Origin of the sequence: Pseudomonas multiresinivorans (assembly GCF_012971725.1) — a bacterium.
GTDB lineage: Bacteria > Pseudomonadota > Gammaproteobacteria > Pseudomonadales > Pseudomonadaceae > Pseudomonas > Pseudomonas multiresinivorans.
This window is the reverse complement of the sequence record NZ_CP048833.1, coordinates 6,153,080-6,176,415: the sequence shown is the minus strand read 5'-3', so window position 1 is coordinate 6,176,415 and position 23,336 is coordinate 6,153,080. Positions and strand designations below refer to the sequence as shown.

21 protein-coding genes are annotated in these 23,336 nt (G+C 66.0%); 12 read left to right on the top strand and 9 right to left on the bottom strand.

What is annotated here, in order from left to right; genetic code table 11:
- Positions 1 to 104 precede the first annotated feature (104 nt).
- A complete protein-coding gene (locus G4G71_RS28145; RefSeq protein WP_169941976.1) occupies positions 105 to 698 on the top strand; it encodes a hypothetical protein in 594 nt (197 codons plus the stop codon).
- On the opposite strand, the gene ada is transcribed toward G4G71_RS28145, so the two are convergent.
- Positions 642 to 1,730, bottom strand: a complete 1,089-nt coding sequence (gene ada, locus G4G71_RS28140; RefSeq protein ID WP_169941974.1) for a bifunctional DNA-binding transcriptional regulator/O6-methylguanine-DNA methyltransferase Ada — start codon at positions 1,728 to 1,730, stop codon at positions 642 to 644. The two genes, G4G71_RS28145 and ada, sit on opposite strands and share 57 nt — an antisense overlap.
- Positions 1,731 to 1,861: 131 nt before the next feature.
- On the opposite strand from ada, the gene G4G71_RS28135 reads away from it, so the two are divergent.
- The 5 genes from G4G71_RS28135 (at position 1,862) to G4G71_RS28115 (ending at position 8,229) form a co-directional block, all read left to right on the top strand.
- Complete coding sequence (locus tag G4G71_RS28135) at positions 1,862 to 4,213, top strand: ATP-binding protein (RefSeq protein ID WP_169941972.1); 2,352 nt, start codon at positions 1,862 to 1,864, stop codon at positions 4,211 to 4,213.
- Positions 4,214 to 4,311: 98 nt separating this feature from the next.
- Entirely contained in the window at positions 4,312 to 5,493 is a 1,182-nt protein-coding gene (locus G4G71_RS28130) for a response regulator (RefSeq protein WP_169941969.1), read from the top strand.
- A gap of 72 nt (positions 5,494 to 5,565) precedes the next feature.
- Positions 5,566 to 6,462 carry a PA4780 family RIO1-like protein kinase gene (locus tag G4G71_RS28125; protein ID WP_169941967.1) on the top strand — a complete coding sequence of 299 codons (897 nt, stop codon included), beginning with the start codon at positions 5,566 to 5,568 and terminating at the stop codon, positions 6,460 to 6,462.
- On the top strand, positions 6,447 to 7,019 hold the full coding sequence (locus tag G4G71_RS28120; RefSeq protein ID WP_240964852.1) for a nucleotidyltransferase family protein: 573 nt from the start codon (positions 6,447 to 6,449) through the stop codon (positions 7,017 to 7,019). Before G4G71_RS28125 ends, G4G71_RS28120 begins: the two co-directional genes overlap by 16 nt.
- A 325-nt stretch (positions 7,020 to 7,344) precedes the next feature.
- Positions 7,345 to 8,229: an EamA family transporter gene (locus tag G4G71_RS28115; protein WP_169941965.1), complete on the top strand. Its 885-nt coding sequence runs from the start codon at positions 7,345 to 7,347 to the stop codon at positions 8,227 to 8,229.
- Positions 8,230 to 8,236: 7 nt separating this feature from the next.
- On the opposite strand, the gene G4G71_RS28110 is transcribed toward G4G71_RS28115, so the two are convergent.
- From G4G71_RS28110 to G4G71_RS28090, 5 genes are all read right to left on the bottom strand, one after another.
- Positions 8,237 to 8,563: a type II toxin-antitoxin system HicB family antitoxin gene (locus G4G71_RS28110; protein WP_169941963.1), complete on the bottom strand. Its 327-nt coding sequence runs from the start codon at positions 8,561 to 8,563 to the stop codon at positions 8,237 to 8,239.
- Positions 8,560 to 8,814 carry a type II toxin-antitoxin system HicA family toxin gene (locus G4G71_RS28105; protein WP_169941961.1) on the bottom strand — a complete coding sequence of 85 codons (255 nt, stop codon included), beginning with the start codon at positions 8,812 to 8,814 and terminating at the stop codon, positions 8,560 to 8,562. Before G4G71_RS28105 ends, G4G71_RS28110 begins: the two co-directional genes overlap by 4 nt.
- 92 nt (positions 8,815 to 8,906) lie before the next feature.
- Entirely contained in the window at positions 8,907 to 9,308 is a 402-nt protein-coding gene (cueR, locus tag G4G71_RS28100) for a Cu(I)-responsive transcriptional regulator (protein WP_037013783.1), read from the bottom strand.
- Between the two features lie 51 nt (positions 9,309 to 9,359).
- Positions 9,360 to 11,765, bottom strand: a complete 2,406-nt coding sequence (locus tag G4G71_RS28095) for a heavy metal translocating P-type ATPase (RefSeq protein ID WP_169941960.1) — start codon at positions 11,763 to 11,765, stop codon at positions 9,360 to 9,362.
- Positions 11,766 to 11,885: 120 nt separating this feature from the next.
- A complete protein-coding gene (locus tag G4G71_RS28090) occupies positions 11,886 to 12,353 on the bottom strand; it encodes a hypothetical protein (RefSeq protein ID WP_169941958.1) in 468 nt (155 codons plus the stop codon).
- Positions 12,354 to 12,507: 154 nt separating this feature from the next.
- Between G4G71_RS28090 and G4G71_RS28085 the strand changes: the two genes are divergently transcribed.
- The gene (locus G4G71_RS28085) at positions 12,508 to 12,705 is read left to right on the top strand and encodes a heavy-metal-associated domain-containing protein (protein ID WP_045217143.1); all 198 of its coding nucleotides are present in this window, start codon (positions 12,508 to 12,510) and stop codon (positions 12,703 to 12,705) included.
- A 36-nt stretch (positions 12,706 to 12,741) separates the two neighbouring features.
- Here the strand turns inward: G4G71_RS28085 and G4G71_RS28080 are convergent, their stop codons facing one another.
- Complete coding sequence (locus G4G71_RS28080) at positions 12,742 to 13,374, bottom strand: TetR family transcriptional regulator (protein WP_169941956.1); 633 nt, start codon at positions 13,372 to 13,374, stop codon at positions 12,742 to 12,744.
- 155 nt (positions 13,375 to 13,529) lie between these two features.
- Here G4G71_RS28080 and G4G71_RS28075 point away from each other — a divergent pair, with 155 nt between their 5' ends.
- The 3 genes from G4G71_RS28075 (at position 13,530) to G4G71_RS28065 (ending at position 19,254) form a co-directional block, all read left to right on the top strand.
- Entirely contained in the window at positions 13,530 to 14,714 is a 1,185-nt protein-coding gene (locus tag G4G71_RS28075; protein ID WP_169941954.1) for an efflux RND transporter periplasmic adaptor subunit, read from the top strand.
- A 12-nt stretch (positions 14,715 to 14,726) separates the two neighbouring features.
- On the top strand, positions 14,727 to 17,879 hold the full coding sequence (locus tag G4G71_RS28070; protein WP_169941952.1) for an efflux RND transporter permease subunit: 3,153 nt from the start codon (positions 14,727 to 14,729) through the stop codon (positions 17,877 to 17,879).
- Positions 17,880 to 18,078: 199 nt separating this feature from the next.
- Positions 18,079 to 19,254 (top strand): multidrug effflux MFS transporter, encoded by a 1,176-nt coding sequence (locus G4G71_RS28065; RefSeq protein ID WP_169941950.1) that lies wholly within the window; start codon positions 18,079 to 18,081, stop codon positions 19,252 to 19,254.
- On the opposite strand, the gene G4G71_RS28060 is transcribed toward G4G71_RS28065, so the two are convergent.
- Positions 19,255 to 19,431 (bottom strand): hypothetical protein, encoded by a 177-nt coding sequence (locus tag G4G71_RS28060; RefSeq protein ID WP_089285816.1) that lies wholly within the window; start codon positions 19,429 to 19,431, stop codon positions 19,255 to 19,257. It abuts the gene before it with no gap.
- A gap of 302 nt (positions 19,432 to 19,733) precedes the next feature.
- On the opposite strand from G4G71_RS28060, the gene G4G71_RS28055 reads away from it, so the two are divergent.
- Both G4G71_RS28055 and G4G71_RS28050 read left to right on the top strand, forming a co-directional pair.
- Positions 19,734 to 21,629, top strand: coding sequence for a propionyl-CoA synthetase (locus G4G71_RS28055; protein WP_169941948.1), 1,896 nt, complete (start codon positions 19,734 to 19,736; stop codon positions 21,627 to 21,629).
- 169 nt (positions 21,630 to 21,798) lie between these two features.
- The gene (locus tag G4G71_RS28050) at positions 21,799 to 22,233 is read left to right on the top strand and encodes a response regulator (RefSeq protein ID WP_169941947.1); all 435 of its coding nucleotides are present in this window, start codon (positions 21,799 to 21,801) and stop codon (positions 22,231 to 22,233) included.
- 32 nt (positions 22,234 to 22,265) lie between these two features.
- On the opposite strand, the gene ypfJ is transcribed toward G4G71_RS28050, so the two are convergent.
- Entirely contained in the window at positions 22,266 to 23,168 is a 903-nt protein-coding gene (gene ypfJ / locus G4G71_RS28045) for a KPN_02809 family neutral zinc metallopeptidase (RefSeq protein WP_169941945.1), read from the bottom strand.
- Positions 23,169 to 23,336 lie beyond the last annotated feature (168 nt).

Genomic DNA, 23,336 nt, shown 5'->3' with positions numbered 1-23,336 from the left:
CCGAGAGCCGTGCGACGGGATGCGACCCTGCGCGCATGCGTCAGCTTGGCCCCAGCGCCAGCCCTGGCCCACAATGGCGCTTTCAGTTCAAAGGAATGTTCGCCATGGAAATGGAAAATCCCTACCGCGCGCCCGAAGCCCCATTGGTCGAGGCGCATGCTGGCGCCGAACCGGCCAGCCGGTTCTTCGTCATCTCCATCACCAAGATGGTCGTGCTGTATGTGGCGACGCTGGGGCTGTTCAACCTCTACTGGATGTACAAGCACTGGTCGATCCAGAAGCCGCACATGCCGCGCAAGATCAATCCGCCGCTGCGCAGCCTGTTCATGATCTTCTATATCCATTCCCTCGCCCGACGCGTGCACGAAGCGCTGCCCGAGGCGCAGCGCAAGGCCTGGAGCTACGGCAGCGACGCCACCTGGGCGGTGGTGCTGCTGATCCTCTCCAATGTCGCCGACAAGCTCACCAGCCGAATTCCCGAACTCAGCCACTACAGCCTGCCGTTCCTCATCCTCGGTCTGGTGCCACTCATTCCGCTGACGAACATCCAGCGCCGCGCCAACGAGGCCAGTGGCGATCCGTTGGGCCAGGGCAACGCCTCGCTGACTCGCTACAACGTGCCGTTCCTGATCCTCGGCGGCCTACTCTGGGTGCTGATCCTGATCGGCTCGGTGGCGGAGTTCGCCGGCGTCGCCTGAGCTCCCCTCACGCCGCAGCAGTTCGCGCTTGCGCGGCAGGCCCCAGCGATAGCCGCCTTCGCCGGTGCCGCCAACCACGCGGTGACAGGGCACCAGCAGGCCGATGTTGTTGCTGGCGCAGGCGCGGGCAACGGCGCGCGGGTGGGTGCCCAGTTCCTCAGCCAGTTCACCGTAGCGCCGCGTCTCGCCGCTGGGAATGCGCGTGAGGGCGCGCCAGACACGCAGCTGGAAGGCGCTGCCGTGCAGGTCCAGCGGCAGGTGGGCGGCCTGTTCGGGCTCTTCCAGCTGGATGATCACCTCGCGCAGCCAGTCGCCCAGCCCCGTGTCGTCGCGGGTTCGCTCGGCGGCGGCGAAGCGCTCGGCCAACTGGCGTTCCAGCTCGCTGGCGTCGTCGGCGAAGAGCAGGGCGCAGACGCCCTTGTCGGTGGCCGCCAGCAGTACCAGCCCGAGCGGGCAGGGCGCGATGGCATAGCGCAGTCTTTCGCCTGCGCCTTTCTGCCGACGTTGTGCCGGACTCAGCGGCGTGGCGCTTTCGTACAGGGCACGGGTGCCGGAGTAGCCGGCCTCCAGCGCGGCGTCGAGCACCGAGCGCGATTGCGGCAGGGCGGCGGCCAGGCGCTGCTCGCGGCGGGATTCCGCCCAGGCTCTGGGCGTAAGGCCGGTGCGGGCCTTGAAGGCGCGGGCCAGGTGCGAGGCGGAGAGACCGATACGGCTGGCCAGTTCGTCCAGAGTCAGGGGCTTCTCGGCCTTGTCGAGCAGCTCGCAGGCCGCCGCAACCAGCGCATCGAGCTGTTCGCGCGGGCTCGGGCCACGCGGCGAGCAGCGCTTGCAGGGGCGGAAACCGGCAGCTTCGGCCGCCTCGGCAGCGGTATGGAAGGCCACGTTCTCCCGTGATGGCCGGCGTGCCGGGCAGTTCGGCCGGCAGTAAACGCCGGTGGAGCGCACGCTGAAGACGAAACGTCCCTCGTAACGCGCATCGCGCTCGCAGACCGCCTGCCAGCAGCGCTCGGGGTCAAGTCGGGTGGTCGTCATGGCTGTCTCCGGGGCAATGGCCGTTGGGGAGATTCTCCGTCGGGCCTGGCGGAGCAGCAATCCGCATCGCGTTTTCAAACTCGTTGTCGCAGGCCGGACTACGCTTGCAGGGTATCCCCAGAGAGACCTCCATGCCCTTGCGCCGATTCTGCCTGTGCTGCCTTCTGCTGTTCGTTGCGCTGTGCGCCCAGACCCGAGCAGCAAGCCTGGCGCTGTCCGATGAGGAGCGTGCCTTCGTCACGGCCCACGAGCCGATTCGTGTCGGCCTGTTCCGCGCCGGCTGGCCGCCGTTCGAGGTGATCGACGAGTTCGACCAGTTCCATGGCATCAGCGCCGACTATCTGCAGCTGATCTCCGAGCGCCTGGGCATGAAGGTCCAGCCGGTGCTGTACAACACCTGGGAAGAGGTGCTGGCCGCGGTGAAGGCAGGCGAGGTGGACCTGCTGCCGTCCATGGCGGCCACCGACGAGCGCCAGCGCTTCCTGAGTTTTACTCAGCCCTACGTCACCACCAGCAGCCTGATCTTCGCCCGGCGCGACAGCACCATCCGCACGCTGGACGACCTGTCCGGCCGCCGGGTCGCGGTGGAGCAGGACTATGCCGTCCATGAGCTGCTGACCAAGGCGGTGCCGGGTATCGACTTCGTGCTGGCGGAAGACACGCCCAGCGCGCTCAAGGCTGTCTCCATCGGGCGTGCCGATGCCTATGTGGGCAACCTCATCACCTCCACCTTCCTGATCGAGCAGCTCGGCCTGTCCAACATGGAAGTGCGCGGCGACAGCGGGCTGGGCAACAGCCAGGTGCGCTTCGCCACGCGCAAGGAGCTGGAGCCGCTGGTGCCGCTGCTGGACCGCGCCCTGGGCAACATCACCCGCAACGAACAGGAGGCGATCCAGGCGCGCTGGCTGCCGTCGCTGGACGTCTTCGACTGGATGCACCTGCTGCAGATCGCCTGGCCCTGGGTAGTGGGCGTGCTGGCCCTGCTGACCTTCGTGCTGGTGTGGAACCGCCGCCTGTCGATCCAGGTGGCCGAGCGCGCCCGCGCCGAAGCGGAGGAGCGGCGCCAGCGCAGCACCCTGCTGGCGCTGATCAACTCGATTCCCGATCCGATCTGGTTCAAGGACACCCAGGGCCGCTACCTCGGCGTCAACCAGGCTTTCGCCGACTGCCTGGGACGGCCGCCGGAGGACATAGTCGGGCGCAGCGACCAGCAGATGTTCAGCCGCGCGGCCGGCGCCGGCCGGCAGGAGCGCGACCGCCAGGCGCTCAACGAGAGCGAGCCCTATGCCAGCGAAGGCTGGGTGGTCTATCCCGATGGTCGGCGGGTGCTCTTCGATACGCTGCGCAGTGCCTTCCACGACGACCACGGGCGGCTGCTCGGCCTGGTCGGCGTCAGCCGCGACGTCACCGCGCGCAAGTCCACCGAACTGGCGCTGGCCGAGGCCCGCGACCTGGCGGAAGAGGCGGCGCAGCTCAAGAGCGACTTCCTGGCCAACATGAGCCATGAGATCCGCACGCCGCTGAACATCATCATCGGCCTGGCGCACCTGCTCCAGGAGACCACCCTGGATCCGCAACAGGTGGACTACCTGGGCAAGATCCAGGGCTCGGGCCAGTACCTGCTGGAACTGATCAGCGACATCCTCGACCTGTCGCGCGTGGAAGCGGGCAAGCTGGAGTTCGAGCAGATCCCCTTCGACCTGGAGCGTCTGCTCGGCGAGCTGTTCGACCTGTTCAACATCCGCGCCGCGAGCAAGGGCCTGGCGGTGCACTGCGAGATCGACCCGCGGGTGCCCGCCCAGGTGGTGGGGGATTCGCTGCGCCTGCGGCAGATCCTGATGAACTACGGCAACAACGCACTGAAGTTCACCGAGCAGGGCGAGGTGGTGCTGATCGTCCGCCTGGAGGACGAGGACGAAGACAGCCTGCAGCTCTACTTCGCCTTCCGCGATACCGGTATCGGCATCTCCGAGCCGCAGCAGGAGCGCCTGTTCGAGTCCTTCCAGCAGGCGGACAGCTCCATCACCCGTCGTTACGGCGGCTCCGGCCTGGGCCTGGCGATCTGCAGGAAACTGGCAGAGGCGATGGGCGGCAGCGTCGGAGTGGAGAGCGAGCCGAACCGTGGCAGCCTGTTCTGGTGCCGGCTGCCCATGGGGCGGGTCGACGACTCGGTCAGCCTGAGCCTGCAGAACATCAGCCACGAACCGCTGCCGGTGCCCATGCTGCCGGCCGCGGCGGCGGCGCCTGCGCTGCTGGAGAGCGGCAACGACGCCGAGGTAGAACAGGTCTGCCGGCGCCTGGCGCACCTGCTGGCCGCCGACGACCCGCGCGCCGGGCGGTTGCTCGGCGAACGTGCAAGCCTGCTGCGCAGCGTCTTCAATGAGGGCTATGAGGGCATCGCCACGAGCGTGCGGCGTTTCGAATTCGAGCGGGCCCTGGAGAGTCTGGTGAATCTCGCGAGGGAGCGCGATATCCGTATATGAAGTGGCAGATATGGAAAAGCGGGACAGGAACACGCGGACAGGGCGGTGGTCCGATCCCCCATGGCATGTCACGAATCTGACCGATGCGAGGAGTTGCGATGGATAGCATGCTGGACCGGCCGGAGCAGGAGATGATCCTGGTGGTGGATGATCAGCCGGACAACCTGATGCTCATGAGCGAACTGCTGATGGACCGCTACCAGGTGCGCGTCGCCGCCAGCGGACCGAAGGCGCTGCGCCTGATGCAGAGCGATCCGCGCCCGGACCTGGTGCTGCTCGACATCATGATGCCGGAGATGGACGGCTACGAAGTCTGCCGCCAGCTCAAGGCCGACCCGCTGACCCGCGACATCCCGGTGATATTCCTCACCGGCATGGTCAGCCCCGCCGACGAGCAGAAGGGCCTGGACCTGGGCGCGGTGGACTACCTGACCAAGCCGATCAGCCCGCCGGTGACCCTGGCGCGCATTCGCGCGCACCTGAATCTGAAAGCCAATTCCGATTTCCTGCGCGACAAGAGCGAGTACCTGGAACTGGAAGTGCGTCGCCGCGCCCGCGAACTGCAGGCCATCCAGGACGCCACCCTGGAGGCCATGGCGACCCTCTGCGACCTGCGCGACAACCCGCACAGCAACCACCTGGTGCGCATCGAGCACTACATGCGCCTGCTGGGCAGCGCGCTGTCCCTGCACAGCGAGTTCGCCGCCGAGCTGTCGGTGGAGAACATCGAGTTGCTGGTGCGCTCGGCCCAGTTGCACGACATCGGCAAGGTCGCCGTGCCCGATCGCATTCTGCACAGCCCCGGTCAGTTGGAAGAGGCCGACCGGTTGATCCTCGAACGTCACACGACCGTTGGTCGAGATGCCCTGGCGGCGGCCGAGCGCAAGCTGGGATCGCCGGCGGATTTCCTGCGTTTCGCCAAGGAAATCGCCTACAGCCACCACGAGCACTGGGATGGCAGCGGCTTCCCCGCGGGCCTGGCTGGCGAGCAGATTCCCCTGGGCGCGCGGATGCTCTCGCTGATCGATTGCTATGACGAGTTCACTTGCCGCCATGCCTATCACGCCTCGCTGACCCCGGACGAAGCGGCCGAGCGCATAAAGGCCGGCGCCGGCAGCCAGTTCGACCCACGCGTGGCGGAGGCTTTCGGCGAAGTCGCCGAAGGCTTTGCCAACATCGCCCAGCGCTACGCCGACAGTGACGAAGCGCGGGGGCTGGAACTGCAGCGCCTGGAAGATGCCGTGACCGAAAGTATCGAGCTGACGCCGCCTGAGCCCTGATCGCACTGGGCGGTTGTCGATGATTGCCGTATAAGGAGCGCAGCGCCCCAGAGAGGTACGCCAGGAAGCCCGATGAAGACCCCGAAACGCCTAGAGCCGTTGATCGAAGACGGCCTGATCGACGAAGTATTGCGGCCGCTGATGAGCGGCAAGGAAGCAGCTGTCTATGTAGTGCGCTGCGGCGAAGAGCTGCGCTGCGCCAAGGTCTACAAGGAAGCCAACAAGCGCAGCTTCCGCCAGGCCGCCGAGTACCAGGAAGGCCGCAAGGTGCGCAACAGCCGCCAGGCGCGCGCCATGGCCAAGGGCACCAAGTACGGCCGCAAGGAGCAGGAGGACGCCTGGCAGAACGCCGAGGTGGCTGCGCTGTTCCGCCTGGCCGGCGCCGGTGTGCGGGTGCCCAAGCCCTACGACTTCCTTGACGGCGTACTGCTGATGGAAATGGTCGCCGACGAAGACGGTGACGCCGCGCCGCGCCTGAACGATGTGGTGATGGAGCCGGAGCTGGCCCGCGACTTCCACGAATTCCTCATCCGCCAGATCGTCATGATGCTCTGTGCGGGGCTGGTGCACGGCGACCTATCGGAATTCAACGTGCTGGTCGGCCCGGATGGCCCGGTGATCATCGACCTGCCGCAAGCCGTCGACGCCGCCGGCAATAACCACGCCTTCCGCATGCTAGAGCGCGACGTGGGCAACATGGCTGCCTACTTCGGCCGCTTCGCCCCGGAGCTCAGGTACACCCATTACGCCAAGGAAATGTGGGCACTCTACGAGGACGGCAAGTTGCTGCCGGATACCGAGTTGACCGGGCATTTCGACGACCCGGAAGACGAGGCGGATGTGGACTCCGTGCTGCGCGAGATCGCCGACGCCATGCGCGAGCAGGAACGTCGCGAAGCTGGCCGCGCTGCCCAGGATGCCCCGCAGAAGAACGACGAGCCACCGCCTCCACCGTGGGAACAGGCCTGATCCCACCGCCCGGCGAGGCGGAGCTTCTCGCGCTGATCGTCGGGCAACCTGAACGCCTGCGCCTGCTGCGTGTCGTGCGGGATCACGGCCCGGCGGGTGCCTGGATTGCGGCGGGCTTCGTGCGCAATGCCGTGTGGGACGCCTTGCATGGCTATGGCGAACCCACGCCGTTAAGCGATATCGACGTGCTGTATTTCTCTGCCGACTGCCTGGAGCCCGAGGCGGATTGCGCCTGGGAGCATCGGCTGCTGGGCGTCTCCCCGGATGTACCCTGGTCTGTGCGTAACCAGGCGCGGATGCATCTGCGCAACCGTGATTCGTCCTATCGCGATTGCGTCGACGCCATGTGCCATTGGCCAGAGGTCTGCACCGCTGTGGCCGTTCGGCTGAGCGGCGAATCTCTGCAATTGCTGGCGCCACTGGGCATCGATGACCTCTGGGAACTGCGCGTCAGGCCCACCGAGCACTTCCGCCGCAAGACAGACATCTACCGCGCCCGCCTCGCCGCCAAGAACTGGCCGGCGCGCTGGCCGAAGCTACGTATCGAGCCCTTGTAGGAGCGAGCTTGCTCGCGAACCAGGTTTTCCGATGCGGTCCCGGCGTTAGGCAGTTCGCGAGCAAGCTCGCTCCTACAGGTTTGCTCCGTCGCTCCCGTTCTCGTAGGAGTGGACTCCGCCCGGGATGTCTCTGCGCCCCTCTGGCTGGGTGTTGCGGGAGGTTAGGCGCGCGGAATGGAGGGTAGGGCGGGCTAGCTCCGCTCCTACAAAACCCTTCTCCACGGGCTACCGAGAGCTGCCCGGAAAACTGTAAGGCTGCAACTGTATCCATACATTTCAGGCGTGGACTGGTAATTTTTCCCTATTCCACCCCGAGCGCTCTGCCATGCCCCTTCGCCACGTCCTCCTCGCCCTGTTGGTCACCCTGATCTGGGGCGTCAACTTCGTCGTGATCAAGGTCGGCCTGCATGACTTCCCGCCTCTGCTGTTCTGCGCCCTGCGCTTCGCCCTGGCGGCGCTGCCGCTGATCTTCCTGCGCGGTCCGCTGCCGTCGCCGTTCTGGCGCATCGTGCAGATCGGTGTGCTGCTGGGCGTGGTCAAGTTCGGCCTGCTGTTCGTCGGCATGCATATCGGCATGCCGGCGGGCCTGTCGTCGCTGGTGCTGCAGAGCCAGGTGTTCTTCACCGTGCTGATCGCCGCCGCCTTCCTCGGTGAGCGTCCCAGCGCGCGCGCTCTGATCGGCCTGGCGCTGGCCGCCGGTGGCCTGTTGCTGATCGGCCTGGAGCGTCCCATGGGCGACAGCCTGGTGGCCTTCCTGCTGGTGATCGCCGCCGCACTTGCCTGGGCCTTCTCCAACATCGCCACCAAGCGCTCCGGCGCCAGCGACATGCTGCGGCTGATCAGTTGGGTGAGCCTGATCCCGCCGCTGCCACTGCTGGTGCTGTCGTGGATCTTCGAAGGCCCCGAGGCCATCGAGCACGCCGTCGTGAACATCAGCTTGAGCGGGGTAGGTGCGCTGCTCTACATCGCATTCCTGGCCACTACCGTGGGGTTCGGCCTTTGGAGCTTCCTGCTGCGCCGCTACCCGGCCAGCCAGGTCACGCCCTTCGCGCTGGCCGTGCCGGTGTCCGGGCTGCTGTCGGGCTGGCTGTTCCTGGGTGAAGAACTCACCACCCAGGACTGGATGGCCTGCGTGCTGGTCTTCATCGGCCTCGCCGTGACGGTGCTGCCGGCATCGATCTGGCGCCGTCGGGCGGTGGCAAACGCCTAGCAGGGCGTCAGACCACTTCACCTAGGCGGTCCACCACCCACTGATTGATGCTCTGGTTGCTCAATTCAGCCTTGATCGCCACCTGCGCGTGCAGTTGTGGGTCCAGGCGCAGGCTGAGCTTGCCGGAGAACGGCCGCTGCGGTTCGCGGCCGAGTTTCTCGCAGGTCGCCAGATAGTCATCTATCGCTTCTTCGAACGCTTCGCGCAATTCGCTGACCGATTCACCATGGAATCCGATCACGTCGCGGATCCCGGCAACATGACCAATGAACAGCCCGTCATCGTCGCTGTATTCGATGCGCGCCGCGTAGCCTTGGTACTTCATGGGAGTCATGGATGGATTCCTGCCTGTTCGAGCAAGGTGCGTGTATCACGGACCTGATAGGGCTTGGCTTCCTTGGCCGGATGCGGGCGATGGAACGTGGCGACTATGCCGTTCAGTTCGAAACGCACCCGTGAGCCATTGCCCTCGATCATCTGGGCGCCGAGCGCGATCAGCAGCGACTCGATGCGCAGCCATTCCAGTGATGCCGGGACGGGAAGGGAGTAGATCAGCTCCAGTGTCCTGCGTTGCCGGGCATTCATCCCGCGCTCCGTCAATTGGTATCAGATTATGCTACCAATTAGCCTCGCGAGCCAGATGTCGGACAGATCGCCGAGCGCCGCCTGAATTGTCCTCAGTGACAGCAATTCCCCGACTCCAGGTCCTTGAGGATCGGGCAGTCCGGCCGGTGGTCGCCCTGGCAGTGGTCGCTGAGTTCCTGCAGCGTGTCGCGCAGGCTGCTCAGTTCGGCAATCTTGCGGTTCAGTTCGTCGATGTGCCGAGCGGCCAGGGCCTTGACGTCGGCGCTGGCGCGCTGGCGGTCCTGCCAGAGGGCGAGCAGTTGGCCGACCTCCTCCAGGGAGAAGCCGAAGTCCCGCGAGCGGCGGATGAAGGCCAGCGTGTGCAGGTCCTGCTCGCTGTAGTGGCGGTAGCCGCTGGCGCTGCGGCCGGCGGGGGCGAGCAGGCCGGTGGATTCGTAGTAGCGGATCATCTTCGCGGTCAGCCCGCTCTTCTTCGCCGCTTCGCCGATGTTCATGCCGAATTCTCCTGAACGAACGCCCTCGCTTCCAACGCGAGGGCGCGTGTCTTATTGGTGATCCTGTGGTTTCCAGCGCTTGAGCAGCAGAGCGTTGCTCACCACGCTGACGCTGGAGGCGGCCATCGCCGCGCCGGCGACCATGGGGTTGAGCAGGCCGAAGGCGGCCAGCGGGATGCCCACCAGGTTGTAGATGAACGCCCAGAACAGGTTCTGGCGGATTTTCGCGTAGGTGCGCCGGGAGATATCCAGCGCCGCCGGGACCAGGCGCGGGTCGCCGCGCATCAGGGTGATGCCGGCGGCGTGCATGGCCACATCAGTACCGCCACCCATGGCGATACCGACGTCCGCAGCGGCCAGTGCCGGGGCGTCGTTGATGCCGTCGCCGACCATCGCCACGACTTTCCCTTCCTTGCGCAGCGCGCCGACCACGGCGGCCTTGTCGCCGGGCAGTACTTCGGCGTGTACGTCGTCCAGGCCCAGCGCATCGGCCACGACCTTGGCACTGCCGCGGTTGTCGCCGGTGATCAGGTGACTGCCGATACCGCGTTCGCGCAGGGCGTCGATGGCGGTTTTCGCGCCTTCCTTGAGGCTGTCGCCGAAGGCGAACAGGGCGATCACGCGGGCCTGCGGCTCGCGCTCGATCAGCCAGGACAAGGTGCGGCCCTCTGCTTCCCATTGCGCGGCGGAGTCGGCCAGCGCGCCGGGTGGCAACTGCGCTTCGTCGAGCATCCGCCGGTTGCCCAGGGCGAGCAGGCGGTCTCCCACTCGGCCCTGGATGCCGCGCCCGGTGAGCGCCTGGGTAGCCTCGGCGGCAGCGGGGTTGAGCCCGCGCTCGGCACACTCGTCCAGCACGGCCTTGGCCAGTGGATGCTCGCTGCCGCGTTGCAGGGCGCCGGCCAGGGCGAGGGCTTCGGCTTCGTCGCCTTGCGCCGCGAGATTGGTGATGCGCGGCTGGCCGGAGGTGAGGGTGCCGGTCTTGTCGAAGGCCACGGCAGTCACCGCGTGGGCGACCTCCAGAGCCTCGGCATCCTTGATCAGGATGCCGTGCTTGGCCGCCACGCCGGTGCCGGCCATGATCGCGGTCGGTGTGGCAAGGCCGAGGGCGCAGGGGCAGGCGATGACCAGCACGGCCACGGCGTTGATCAGTGCGTGTTCCCAGCCTGCGCCGGCGATCAGCCAGCCGACCAGGGTGACCAGCGCAATGCCGATCACCACCGGGACGAAGACGTTGCTGACCTTGTCCACCAGCTTCTGGATCGGCGCCTTGGCGGCCTGGGCGTCCTCCACCAGGCGGATGATCCGCGCCAGCACGGTTTCGCCGCCCAGCGCGGTGGTCTTCACGCGCAGCACTCCTTCGCCGTTGATGGCGCCGCCGGTGACCGGGTCGCCGATGTCCTTGGGCACCGGCAGGCTCTCGCCGGTGATCAATGCTTCATCCGCATGGCTCTGGCCGGCGAGGACTTCGCCGTCCACCGGGAAGCGCTCGCCGGGGCGGACCAGCACTTCGTCGCCCAGGCGCAGTTCGGCGATGGCGACGTCCTCTTCCACGCCGTCACGCACGCGGGTCGCACGCTCGGGGCGCAGGGCTTCCAGCGCCCGGATAGCGGCGGCGGTCTGGCGCTTGGCGCGGCTTTCCAGATATTTGCCGAGCAGGATCAGGGTGATGACCACGGCGCTGGCTTCGAAGTACAGGTGCGGCATCTGCCCCGGCGCGGCGGCGTACCAGAGGTACAGGCTCAGGCCATAGCCGGCGCTGGTGCCGAGGGCGACCAGCAGGTCCATGTTGCCGCTGCGGGCGCGCACGGCCTTGTAGGCCGAGACGTAGAAGCGCGCGCCGATGAGGAATTGCACGGGTGTGGCGAGGACGAATTGCACCCAGGCCGGCAGCATCCAGTGCTGGCCGAACCAGTCGCCCACCATCGGCAGCACCAGCGGCAAGGACAACAGGACGGCGGCGGCCAGCCACCAGCGCTCGCGCGCCAGACGGGCCACGGCCGGGTCTACAGCGGGCTGGTCGGGTTCGATCGGGCGGGCCTTGTAGCCGGCCTTGTCGACGGCGGTGATCAGCGTGGCGGCATCCACTGCGCCGAGCAGTTCGACATGGGCGCGTTCGCTGGCCAGGTTGACGCTGGCCGAGCGCACGCCGGAGACCTTGTTCAGGGCGCGTTCGACGCGGCCGACGCAGCTGGCGCAAGTCATGCCTTCGATAGCCAGTTCCAGGCTGTGGGACGGCACCTGATAACCGGCCTGCTCGACCGCGGCGACCAGCGCCGGCAGTGTTGCGTCGCTGGAGGGCGCGGCCAGCTGGACGCGGGCCTGTTCGCTGGCGAGATTGACGCTGGCTTCCTGCACGCCGGGCACTTTGCGCAGGGCGCGCTCGACCCGGCCGGCGCAGCTGGCGCAGGTCATCCCGGAGACGGGCAGGTCGAGTTCGATGGGGTTGGCGCTGCTCATGGGGCTTTCTCCCTGAAGTTCCCCGATAGCATCAACCTTGACACGAGGGCAAGGTCAACCCTCGTTCGCTGTCATCTTGCCGCAGGTCAAATCCGCGGCCTCGCTCCAACTGCTCCTTTATCAACTGCCGCTGGAGACCGGCATCAGGTAAAGGCCACTTTCGCTGTTGGCGATGCGGAACTTGCGCACTTCGCCGGCATGCAACTGGACGGATTGTGCGCGCAGCGGCTGGATGCCGCTGCGGCAGAGGCCGGAGTTGGCTGTCTGCAGGCGCAGGGAGATTTCGCCCGGCGGCAGATTGAGGGCGACTTCGCCTTCAGGCTGCAGGCGCGAGACCTTTTCGTCCTGCACGTAGAGGTCGATGTCGCAGGCGGTACCGGTATCCAGCCGTTCGCGGCTGACGATCAGCACGGCATAGGCCACCGGCTGGGCATCGGGTATCGGCCAGGAGCCGGGCGTGCTCGCTGGCGGAGCCGAGGGTGCCGCGGGCGCGGCGGGTGTGGCGGGTTCGTCGGGCATGCCATCGGCGTAGGCAAGCCAGGGCAGGGCGGTGACGAAAGCGGTTGCGAGCAGAAGGGAACGGCGCATGGGCGTTCTCCGATGTGTCAGCTTTTTCCGCAGCTTGGCTTAGAGCCTGACGTAGGACAAGTACAAGACGACATCGACGAGGGAGGCTTGACCTTGCCACGGTGGCAAGGTCGAGACTGCATCCAGTGCTTCAACCCATCAGAGGAGACAATCCATGCATACCTTCACTGTCAAAGGCATGAGCTGCGGTCACTGCGTCAGGGCTATCACCCAGGCGGTGCAGGCGCTGGACGCTGCGGCGGACGTGCAGGTCGACCTGGGCGCCGGCGAAGTCCGCGTGGCCAGCCGCCTGGATGAACCGGCGATCCTCGCGGCGATCCGCGAAGAAGGCTACGAGGCCGAGGCCGCCTGACGCCTCATCCCTTCCGGGCCGGCGTCCTGCCGGCCCTCAGACCTCGGCGGGGTGCCAGTCGCGCACCAGGCCGCGGAACACGGCATCGAACAGCTGCCGGGTTTCCTGCACCGGATCGAACAGCTCCGGGTCGCGCAGCCAGTCGCTGAGCAGGCCGAAGATCATCGCGTGCACCGCTCGCGAGGCGATCTTGGGCGTGACGCCCGGCATCAGGCGGTCACGGCAATCGTTGCGGCTGAACAACTGATCGCAGAGCTCGATGAACTGGCGCACGAAATGGTTATGGCGCTCTTCGGCGTCACGCAATTCGTCGGTGAATTCGCAGCGTTGCAGCAGAATGGTCAGGATGCGCCTGCGCTGGGCATCACGGGCGAGGTTCTCGACGACCTCCACGCTGAGCTGGAAAAGCGACTCGATCGGGTCGTGGCCATCGCAGCCGGACAACCGCTGGGCGAGTTGCTCCGGTGGCAGGCGAACCTGGTTGAGCATGTCGTTGAACAGATGCGCCTTGTTCTGGAAATGCCAGTACACCGCCCCGCGGGTGACTCCGGCGGCGCGAGCGATCTCTTCCAGGCTGGTATTTGAGACGCCTTTCTCGAAAAAAAGGCCCTCAGCCGAGTCAAGAATCGTCTGACGTGTACGTTCCGAATCTTCTTTAGTTCTTCTCATGGCGCTTGTTGGTATACAGGCTAGGATCACTGAGTGACGGGCAGTTTACTGATTTTATAGCGCTAACAGTGCTTTACAGACACTGGCGTAGGTAAACGTCGTGCAATCGTCGATCTTTTGAGTTCCGCCGTCAGTCAATTCCATGGAGAGGTTACATGCCGTTTGCCCGCCGTTTGCCCGTCGCGCTTGTTGTCGTTGGGTTGCCAGTCCTGTTCGCCAGCGGAGTGCGGGCGGACGACAAGCCCGCAGCAGCGGCACCACCCCCTCCTGCGGTGACCATCGAAGTGGCGAAGAGCGCGCCAGTACCGCTGACGTTCGAATATGCGGCGAGAACGGCCGGCTTCCGTGAAGTGGAAGTCCGTGCCCAGGTGAGCGGCATCCTGCAGCAGCGCACCTATGAAGAGGGCCGTCCGGTGAAGCAGGGCCAGGTGCTGTTCCGCATCGACCCGCGTCCCTACCAGGCCGCGCTTGGCCAGGCCAAGGGTTCGTTGGCGCAGACCCAGGCGCGCTATCGTCAGACCGAACGTGACCTCAAGCGGATTCGTGAACTCCAGGCCAAAGGCTTCGCCAGCGAAAGTGAACTGGATCGCTACACCTCCGATTTCGAACAGGCCAAGGCCGACGTGGAGGCCGCCCGGGCTAACGTCCAGGCCAAGCAGATCGACCTCAACTACACCACGGTGACCGCGCCGATTTCCGGTATGGCGAGCAAGGAGGTCCGTTCCGAGGGCAGCCTGGTGGCGGCCAACGATCCGAACTCCAGCCTGCTGACCAAGCTCACGCAGCTCGACCCGGTCTACGTCAATTTCGCCTATCCCGATACCCAGGCGACGCTCATGAAGGATGGGGTCAAGAGCGGGAAGTACATCCTGCCCAAGGGCGGAAAGCTCACCGCCGAGCTGCAATTCGGCGATGGCACGAAGTATCCGGTGGATGGGGTCGTCGACTTCACGGACAGCTTCGTCAACACCGGCACCGGCACGGTCAATGCCCGGGCAGTCGTCCCCAATCCGCAGAACCAGCTCATTCCGGGGCAGTTCGTACGGATCAGCATTACCGGCATTACCCAGAGCAATGCCGTCACTCTGCCGGAGCGCGCCCTCGCCCAGGGACCACGCGGCACCTTCGTCTATGTGGTGGACAAGGATGGCTTCGCCCGTGTGCGCCAGGTGACCACCAGTAAGACCGTGAACGGTCGCTGGATCATCGATGCCGGCGTGGATGACGGCGACCATGTGATCGTCGAGGGCATTCCGAAGGTGCGCCCGGACCAGCCGGTCAAGGCCAGCGAAGCGCCGCCGCAGCAGCCTGCGGCGCAACCCGCCCAGACCCAGTCTTAAGGAGCGCTCATCGTGATCTCGCGCTTCTTCATCGAACGCCCCGTGTTCGCGATGGTGATTTCCATCGTGATCCTGCTGGCGGGCCTCGTCGCCATGCGCGCGCTGCCCATTGCCCAGTACCCGGAAATCGTGCCGCCGCAGGTGTCGGTTTCCGCTGCCTATCCCGGTGCCAGCTCCCAGGTGATCGCGGAAACCGTGGCCGCGCCGCTGGAACAGGAAATCAACGGCGTCGAAGGCATGATCTACCAGCTGTCGAACTCCGACAGCAGCGGCGCCATGAGCCTGACCGTGTACTTCGAGGTCGGCACCGATCCGGACCAGGCCACCATCGACGTCAACAACAAGGTCCAGGCCGCGCTGGCCAAGTTGCCCGAGGAAGTGCGCCGGCAGGGCGTGCAGGTGGAGAAGAAGTCCTCCGACATCCTGCAGGTGGTCACCCTGTTCTCGCCGGACAACTCCCGTGACCCGATCTTCATCAGCAACTATGCGCTGATCAACGTCATCGACGACCTCAAGCGGATTCCCGGGGTGGGTGACGTCAGCCAGTTCGGCTCCAAGGACTACTCCATGCGCATCTGGCTGCGGCCGGACAAGCTGGCGCAATACAACATGACGCCTTCGGACGTCGCCAGTGCGATTCGCGAGCAGAACTCGCAGTTCGCTGCCGGCAGCTTCGGTCAGCAGCCGATGAAGGAACCGCAGGACTTCACCTACATGGCGACCGCCCAGGGGCGGTTCACCGATCCCAAGGAGTTCGAGAGCATCATCCTGCGCAGCGACTCCACCGGCGCCAGCCTGCTGCTCAAGGATGTGGCGCGGGTTGAGTTGGGGGCGCAGGACTACTCCCTGGTGACCTCGCTCAACGGCCAGCAGAACGCCGCTTTCGGCATCTACCTGCAACCAGGCGCCAACGCGCTCGACACCGCCCAGGCCGTGCGTGACCACATGGACGCCATGGCCAAGCGTTTCCCCCAGGGCATTACCTACAAGATCCCCTATGACACCACCATCTTCGTGCAGGTCTCCATCGAGGAGGTGATCCACACCTTCATCGAGGCGCTGATCCTGGTGATGATCGTGGTCTTCGTATTCCTGCAAAGCATCCGCGCAACCCTGATCCCGGTGCTGGCGATCCCGGTGTCGCTGGTGGGTACATTCGCCGGCATGTACCTGATGGGCTTCTCGATCAACCTGCTGTCGTTGTTCGGCATGGTGCTGGCAATCGGCATCGTGGTGGACGATGCCATCGTGGTGCTGGAGAACGTCGAGCGGGTGATGCGCACCGAAAAGCTCGGGCCCAAGGAAGCGGCGATCAAGGCGATGGAAGAGGTGACCGGGCCGATTGTCGCCATCGTGCTGGTGCTCTGCGCGGTCTTCATTCCCGTCGGCTTCCTCGGCGGGCTGGCCGGGCAGATGTACAAACAGTTCGCCATCACCATTGCCGTGTCGGTGGTGATCTCCGGCATTGTCGCGCTGACCCTTTCGCCCGCGCTCTGCGCACTGATCCTCAAGCCCGAACACAAGGAGCCGGCGGCGCCGTTCCGCTGGTTCAACCGCATGTTCGAGAACGCCACCAACGGCTATGGCGCCGGGGTGCAGTTCTTCCTCAAGCGAGCCATTCTGGGGCTGGTGCTGTTCGCCGGCATGATCGGCCTGCTGATCATCCTGTTCGGTCGGGTGCCCGGTTCGCTGGTGCCCGATGAAGACCAGGGCTACGTGCTGAACGCTTACTTCCTGCCGCCAGCGGCGTCGCTGACGCGGACCGAGAAGCTCACCAGCGATGTGACCCACCAGTTGATGAAGCACCCGGCCGTGCAGGACGTGGTGACCTTCGCCGGCTTCGACATCCTCACCTTCGGCACCCGCAGCAACGCCGGGGTGTCCTTCGTCCCGCTCAAGGACTGGAAGGAGCGGACCACGCCGGAACTGGATGCGCGTAACCTGACCCGCGAATTCATGAAGATGGGCGCCAGCCAGGAGGACGGCGTGGTGATGTCCTTCAACCCGCCGCCGATCACCGGCATGAGTACCACCGGCGGTTTCGAGGCCTATATCCAGGACCGCAGCGGTGGCACCTCCGAGCAGTTGGAGGCGGTCACCATGAAGTTCCTCGCCGCGGCGGCCAAGCGGCCGGAACTGGCGGGGGTCAACACGACCTTCAACGCCAACGTGCCGCAGTACTACATCGACCTGGACCGCACCAAGGCACGCTCTCTGGGCGTGGCGATCAACGACGTGTTCACCGCCATGCAGTCCACCTTCGGCAGCTACTACGTCAACGACTTCAGCCTGTACGGCCGCACCTGGCAGGTCACGCTGGAATCGGAGCCGGAGTTCCGCCGCAAGCCGGACGATCTGAGCCAGGTCTTTGTGCGCTCCAACACCGGCGACCTGATTCCGCTCTCCACCCTGGTCAACGTGCAGCGCATCCTGGGCCCCGACTCCTATGCGCGCTTCAACGTGTTCCCCGCCGCCAAGCTGCTCGGCGGTCCGGCGCCGGGCTACAGCTCCGGCCAGTCGCTGGCGGCAATGCAGGAAGTAGCTAACGAGGTGCTGGGTGAGGAATACACCCTGGCGTGGATCGGTTCGGCCTACCAGGAGCTGGCGACCCAGGGCTCGGGCAGTACCGCGTTCATCTTCGGCCTGATCCTGGTGTTCCTCATCCTGGCGGCGCAATACGAGCGCTGGACGCTGCCGCTGGCGGTGGTCACGGCGGTGCCCTTCGCGGTGTTCGGGGCGATCCTGGCGATCTGGATCCGCGGTCTGGACAACGACGTGTACTTCCAGGTCGGCCTGGTGACCCTGATCGGCCTGGCGGCGAAGAACGCCATCCTGATCATCGAGTTCGCCGTGCTGTGCCGCGAAGAGCAGGGCATGGGCCCGATGGAAGCGGCACTGGAGGCGGCCAAGCTGCGCTTCCGCCCGATCGTCATGACCTCGCTGGCCTTCATCCTCGGTTGCGTGCCACTGGCCATCAGCACCGGTGCCGGTTCGGCCAGCCGCCACTCGATCGGCACCGGGGTGATCGGCGGAATGCTGGCCGCGACCCTGCTGGCCACCTTCCTCATCCCGATGTTCTACATGCTGGTGGAGTCGGCTGCCGACAAGCTCAGCGGCCGCAAGAACAAGGCCAAGCCCGCCGCAGAGGGGGCGCACGAGGCCTGAGGTGCCGACAGGTCCGGCTGCGCCAGCCGGGCCTGTCCCTCCCTTTGTTTCGGGAGTTGCTTAGGGAGCTTGCTAATTTCCCGGCGCTCGCCACAATGCATGGCTTCGCTGCGCCATCCGTGCGCGCCAACCCGTTATCCACACCGAACTGCCCGCGCTGTTCAGCGCCATCCGGCGACCCGGCGTGATCAGGTGATCCATGAACCTCCGCATCCTGCTGATCCTCGGCGCCCTGAGCGCCTTCGGGCCCATGGCCATCGACTTCTACCTGCCCAGTTTCCCCACACTGGCGCAGGCTTTCGGTACCGACGTCGAGCATGTACAGCTGAGCCTGTCCGCTTATTTCGCCGGCCTGGCCATCGGCCAATTGCTCTACGGCCCGCTGGCCGACCGTATCGGCCGGCGCATCCCGCTGCTTCTGGGGGTGAGCATCTTTACCCTCGCGTCCGTTGCCTGCGCCGTCGCACCGAGTCTGGAATGGCTGATCGGCGCGCGCTTCGTCCAGGCACTGGGAGGCTGCGCGGGGATGGTGGTCTCGCGGGCGGTGGTACGTGACCTGTGCGACCCGGTCGCCGCCGCCAAGGCCTTCTCGCAACTGATGCTGGTAATGGGGCTGGCACCGATCCTGGCGCCATTGGGAGGCGGACTGCTGCTCAGCCTGTCCGGCTGGCAATCGATCTTCCTGACGCTCACGCTGTTCAGCGCCCTCGCTGGCGGCGCCATCGCGCTGTGGCTGCCGGAGACCATCCCGGCCGGGCCGCGCGCGCCGTTGCGGGGAGCGCTGGGGCAGTACCGGGCGCTGTTCCGCGACCGTTCCTTCATTACCTACGCACTCACCGGCGGGGTGGCCATCGCCGGGATGTTCTCCTATATCGCCGGTTCGCCCTTCATCTTCATCCAACTCTATGGCGTGCCGGCCGAGCACTATGGCTGGATCTTCGGCAGCAATGCCGCCGGCTTCATCCTGATGGCGCAGGTCAATGCACGGCTGCTGCGTTATCGCGGGCCGGGGTTCTGGTTGCGCCGGGCGGTGTGGGTGTACTTCGGTTGCGGAGCCGCGCTGCTGGTGATCACCCTGTTCCGGCCCGAGCACCTGTGGCCGTTGCTGATTCCGCTCTTCGGCGCCATTGCCAGCCTGGGCTTCCTGATGCCCAACTCCTCGGCCTGCGCCATGGCCAGCCAGGGCCGCCACGCGGGCAGCGCCTCGGCGCTGATGGGCAGCCTGCAGTTCACGGTGGCGGCCGGCGCCTCGGCGCTGGTCGGTGCGCTGCACGACGGCACCGCGCTGCCCATGGCTGTCGTCATCACCACCTGCAGCCTGGTGGCCGCGGTGCTGGGCTGGCTGAGCGGGCAGATCAGCGAGCGCGCCGCCTGATCAACTGGCGCGTTGCACCAGTTCGGGCAACTGGTGCGGCGCCTTCAGGCGCGCCTCGAGGGTAGCGACGAAACTTCGCGCTTCGAGCTCGCTGCGGAAGCGTACCGCCTGCTGGTCGAGGCAGACTTCCCACGGCTGGTCTTTGCGGAGGCTGGACGGACGGACGAGGATGTTCACGGTGCTCACCCCTGTGCTGTCAGGTGAAAAGGGACCCTCAGTGTAGTCCTGTCATATGGCGGTAGCAGGTGCGACCTGTGGTCGCCGACATGCGGTGGCGCGGTGCCCGATTCTTCCTCCAGCCCCGTTGTAGAGAGCCTCGGCCGCCGCCGCGCCGCTTCGCTGAAAAATCCTGAAAAGCAATGGCGCCGGATCCGCTACCAGGGCGACGGCGGAACTACGACCAAAGGTTGATGGTGGGGCCGCGATCCCCGTCCATACTCGTTGTTCGACCTCGATAACAACAATAAGAGGCAGTGACGATGAGCTACCGGCAGTCCCATGACCGCTCCATCGCGGATCCCTCCGCCTTCTGGGCCGAGCAGGCCGGCCGCGTGGCCTGGTACCGCGCGCCGCAGGACACCCTGCAAGCCCTGCCAGACGGCAGCCACCGCTGGTTCGCCGATGGCCGCCTGAACACCTGCTACCTCGCCCTCGATCGGCAGATCGAACTGGGCCGCGGCCACCAGGCCGCGCTGATCTACGACTCTCCCGTCACCCAGACCCAGCAGCGCTTCAGCTACCTGGAGCTGCGCGACGAAGTCGCACGCCTGGCCGGCGCCTTGCGCGCGCTCGGCGTGGAGAAGGGCGACGGGGTGATCATCTACATGCCGATGGTGCCGCAGGCGGCCATGGCCATGCTGGCCTGCGCCCGGCTGGGCGCCGTGCATTCGGTGGTATTCGGTGGCTTCGCGCCGCACGAACTCGCGCTGCGTATCGATGACGCGAAGCCCAAGCTGGTGCTCACCGCCTCCTGCGGGCTGGAGTTCGAGCGGGTCATCGAATACAAGCCGCTGGTGGACAAGGCCCTGGAGCTGGCCAGCCATCAGCCCGCGCACGTGCTGGTGCTGCAGCGTCCGCAGGCGATGGCCGAGCTGCGTGCCGGTCGAGACCTTGACTGGCGCGAGACCCTGGTCCACGCGCAGCCGGCTGACCCGGTGGAAGTGGCCAGCGGCGACCCGCTGTACATCATGTACACCTCCGGCACCACGGGAAAACCCAAGGGCATCGTGCGTGACAACGGCGGCCACGCCGTGGCGCTGAGCTATGCGCTGCCGACCATCTTCGGCCTGCAGCCGGGGGATGTCTGGTGGGGTGTTTCCGACGTCGGCTGGGTGGTCGGTCACTCGCTGATCGTCTACGGCCCCTTGATGAACGGCTGCACCACGGTGTTCTACGAGGGCAAACCGGTACGCACGCCGGACGCCGGCAGCTACTGGCGGGTGATCGAGGAGCACAAGGTCAACAGCCTGTTCTGCGCGCCCACGGCGATCCGTGCGATCCGCAAGGAAGACCCGCAGGGCGAGCTGCTCAAGCGCCATGACCTGAGCTCGCTGCGCCACCTGTTCCTGGCCGGCGAGAAGCTCGATAGCACCACCCAGCACTGGCTCGAGGAGTTGACCGGAAAACCGGTGCACGACCACTGGTGGCAGACCGAGACCGGCTGGCCGGTGACTGCGCCCTGCACTGGCCATGGCGATCACGACCTGCGTGCCGGCTCCACCAACCGCGCGGTGCCCGGTTACGACGTGAAGGTCGTGGACGATGAAGGCCGACTGCTGGGGCCGAACGAACAGGGCTCCATCGTCATCGCCCTGCCGTTGCCTCCCGGTTGTGCGCAGACGCTTTGGAACGATCATCCGCGCTACCTCCAGGCCTACCTGAAGACCTATCCCGGCTATTACCACACCGGCGACGGTGGCTACGTGGACGAGGAAGGCTTCGTCTACATCATGGGGCGTACCGACGACGTGATTAACGTCTCCGGTCACCGCCTATCTACCGGCGAGATGGAGGAACTGCTGGCGCTGCACGATGCTGTTGCCGAGTGCGCGGTGATCGCCGTGCAGGACGACCTCAAGGGCCATGTACCGCTGGGGCTGGTGGTGCTCAAGGACGGCGCACAGGTAACCGAGGGCAACCTGCAGCGTGAGCTGGTGGCGCTGGTGCGCGAGCGCCTCGGCGCACTGGCCTGCTTCCAGCGTGCGGTGGTGGTGAAGCGCCTGCCGAAAACCCGCTCGGGCAAGATACTCCGCGCCGTGCTGCGCAAGATCGCCGACGGCGAAAGCTACGCGCCGCCTTCGACCATCGATGATCCAGCCATCCTCGGCGAGATCGCCGAGCGCCTGGACCGGGCCGGCCTGGCGAAGGCCGGCTGATATCCCACGACGCCGGCAAAGCCGGCGTATTTCCAGGGCCGCACGTGTTGCGGCCCTTTTTTGTCCGGCCGGCGTGCCCATACATCGCCCCAACCTTGGTCCGGCAGGAATAAAGGCGGGTTGCCATCTAAGATCATGGCACCGTGCCTCTACTGGTCGTATCGCGCCCATGATCAACCGCCACTCACTCGATGATGACGAACTCGAAGCGCTGCGCGATATCACGCCTCTGATAGCGCGCAAGCCGGTGATCCTGGTGGTGGACGATGATCGTGCCGCGCTGGCCCGGCTTCGCCGGCTGGTGGAGGGCGCCGGAATGCGCTGCGTGACGGCCAGTAGTGCATCGGAGGCGCTGCGCCGCATTCTCCGCGACGAGGCGGCCCTCGACCTGCTGGTCAGCGGCCTGGGCCTGGAACCCGATGGCCCCGGGCTTGCGTTCATCCGCGAACTGAACCGGACCGGCACCTTCCTGCCCATCATCGTCCTGTCCGCACCGATGCCGCTCGGTGAATCGCACTTGGAGCCGCCGCTGAACGTGCTGGACTTCCTGCCTAAACCCGTGGATCCGATGCTGTTCGTGAGCGCGCTAAGCCGCAGTTTCTAGGCGCAGACCACAAGCCGATGCGGCTCGGTGGCTTACAACGTCTGCGCCTTGAACGTGTCGCACTTGCCCGGCGAGCCGCTTTCGAAGCCGAGCTTGAACCAGCGCACGCGCTGCGCGGACGAGCCGTGGGTGAAGGAGTCGGGCATCACCGTGCCGCGTGCCTGACGCTGCAGGTGGTCGTCGCCGATGGCATTGGCGGCGTTCAATGCTTCTTCGATATCGCCCGGCTCCAACCAGTTCAGGCGCTGCTGGGCATGGTTGGCCCAGACGCCGGCAAAGCAGTCGGCCTGCAGCTCCTGGCGCACCGAGAGGCCACTGGCTCCCTCCATGCGCGCGCCGCGCTGGCGTGCGGCGTTGATCTTGGCGGAGATGCCCAACAGGTTCTGCACGTGGTGGCCGACTTCGTGGGCGATCACGTAGGCCTGGGCGAAGTCGCCGGCGGCGGAGAACTTCTGCTCCATCTCGCGGAAGAAACCGAGGTCGAGGTAAACCCGGTGGTCGCCGGGGCAATAGAAGGGGCCGACCGCCGAGGAAGCGAAGCCGCAGGCCGAGTTCACCCCGCCGTTGAACAGGATCAGCTTGGGTTGCTCGTACTGCTGGTTGCTGCGGGCGAAGATCTCGCCCCAGGTGTCTTCGGTATCGCCGAGGATCGACTGGACGAATTCCACCTGCGGGTCGGCGCCGGTGGCCGGTTTGCCCTGCACTGGGCGGCTCGGCGCCTGTTGCTGGGAAACATCCATCTGACCGAGCAGCGAGCCGAGGATGGTCATCGGGTCCTGCCCGGAGAGCAGGCCGATTACCACGACGATGGCCACGCCGCCCAGGCTCAGTCCACGCCCGCCGATGCGCATGCCTCCGCCACCGCCCATGCCCCCGCCGGTTTCATCGCGGGCGTCCACTACGTTGTCGCTGCGTCGTCCTTTGCGCCAGAGCATGGCGGCTTCTCCTTCAGGCAGGTTGCTTCAGTGTTGCTGTCAGCATTGAATGCCGCCAGCCCGGTCGTCAGTCGACGCCGCGGAGCGGAAGAGAAGCACTACTCGACATGCATCGACCTCCCGTTGCGAGCCTTGCCTTCAGGCGACGCGGCAATCTGGCAATCTCCG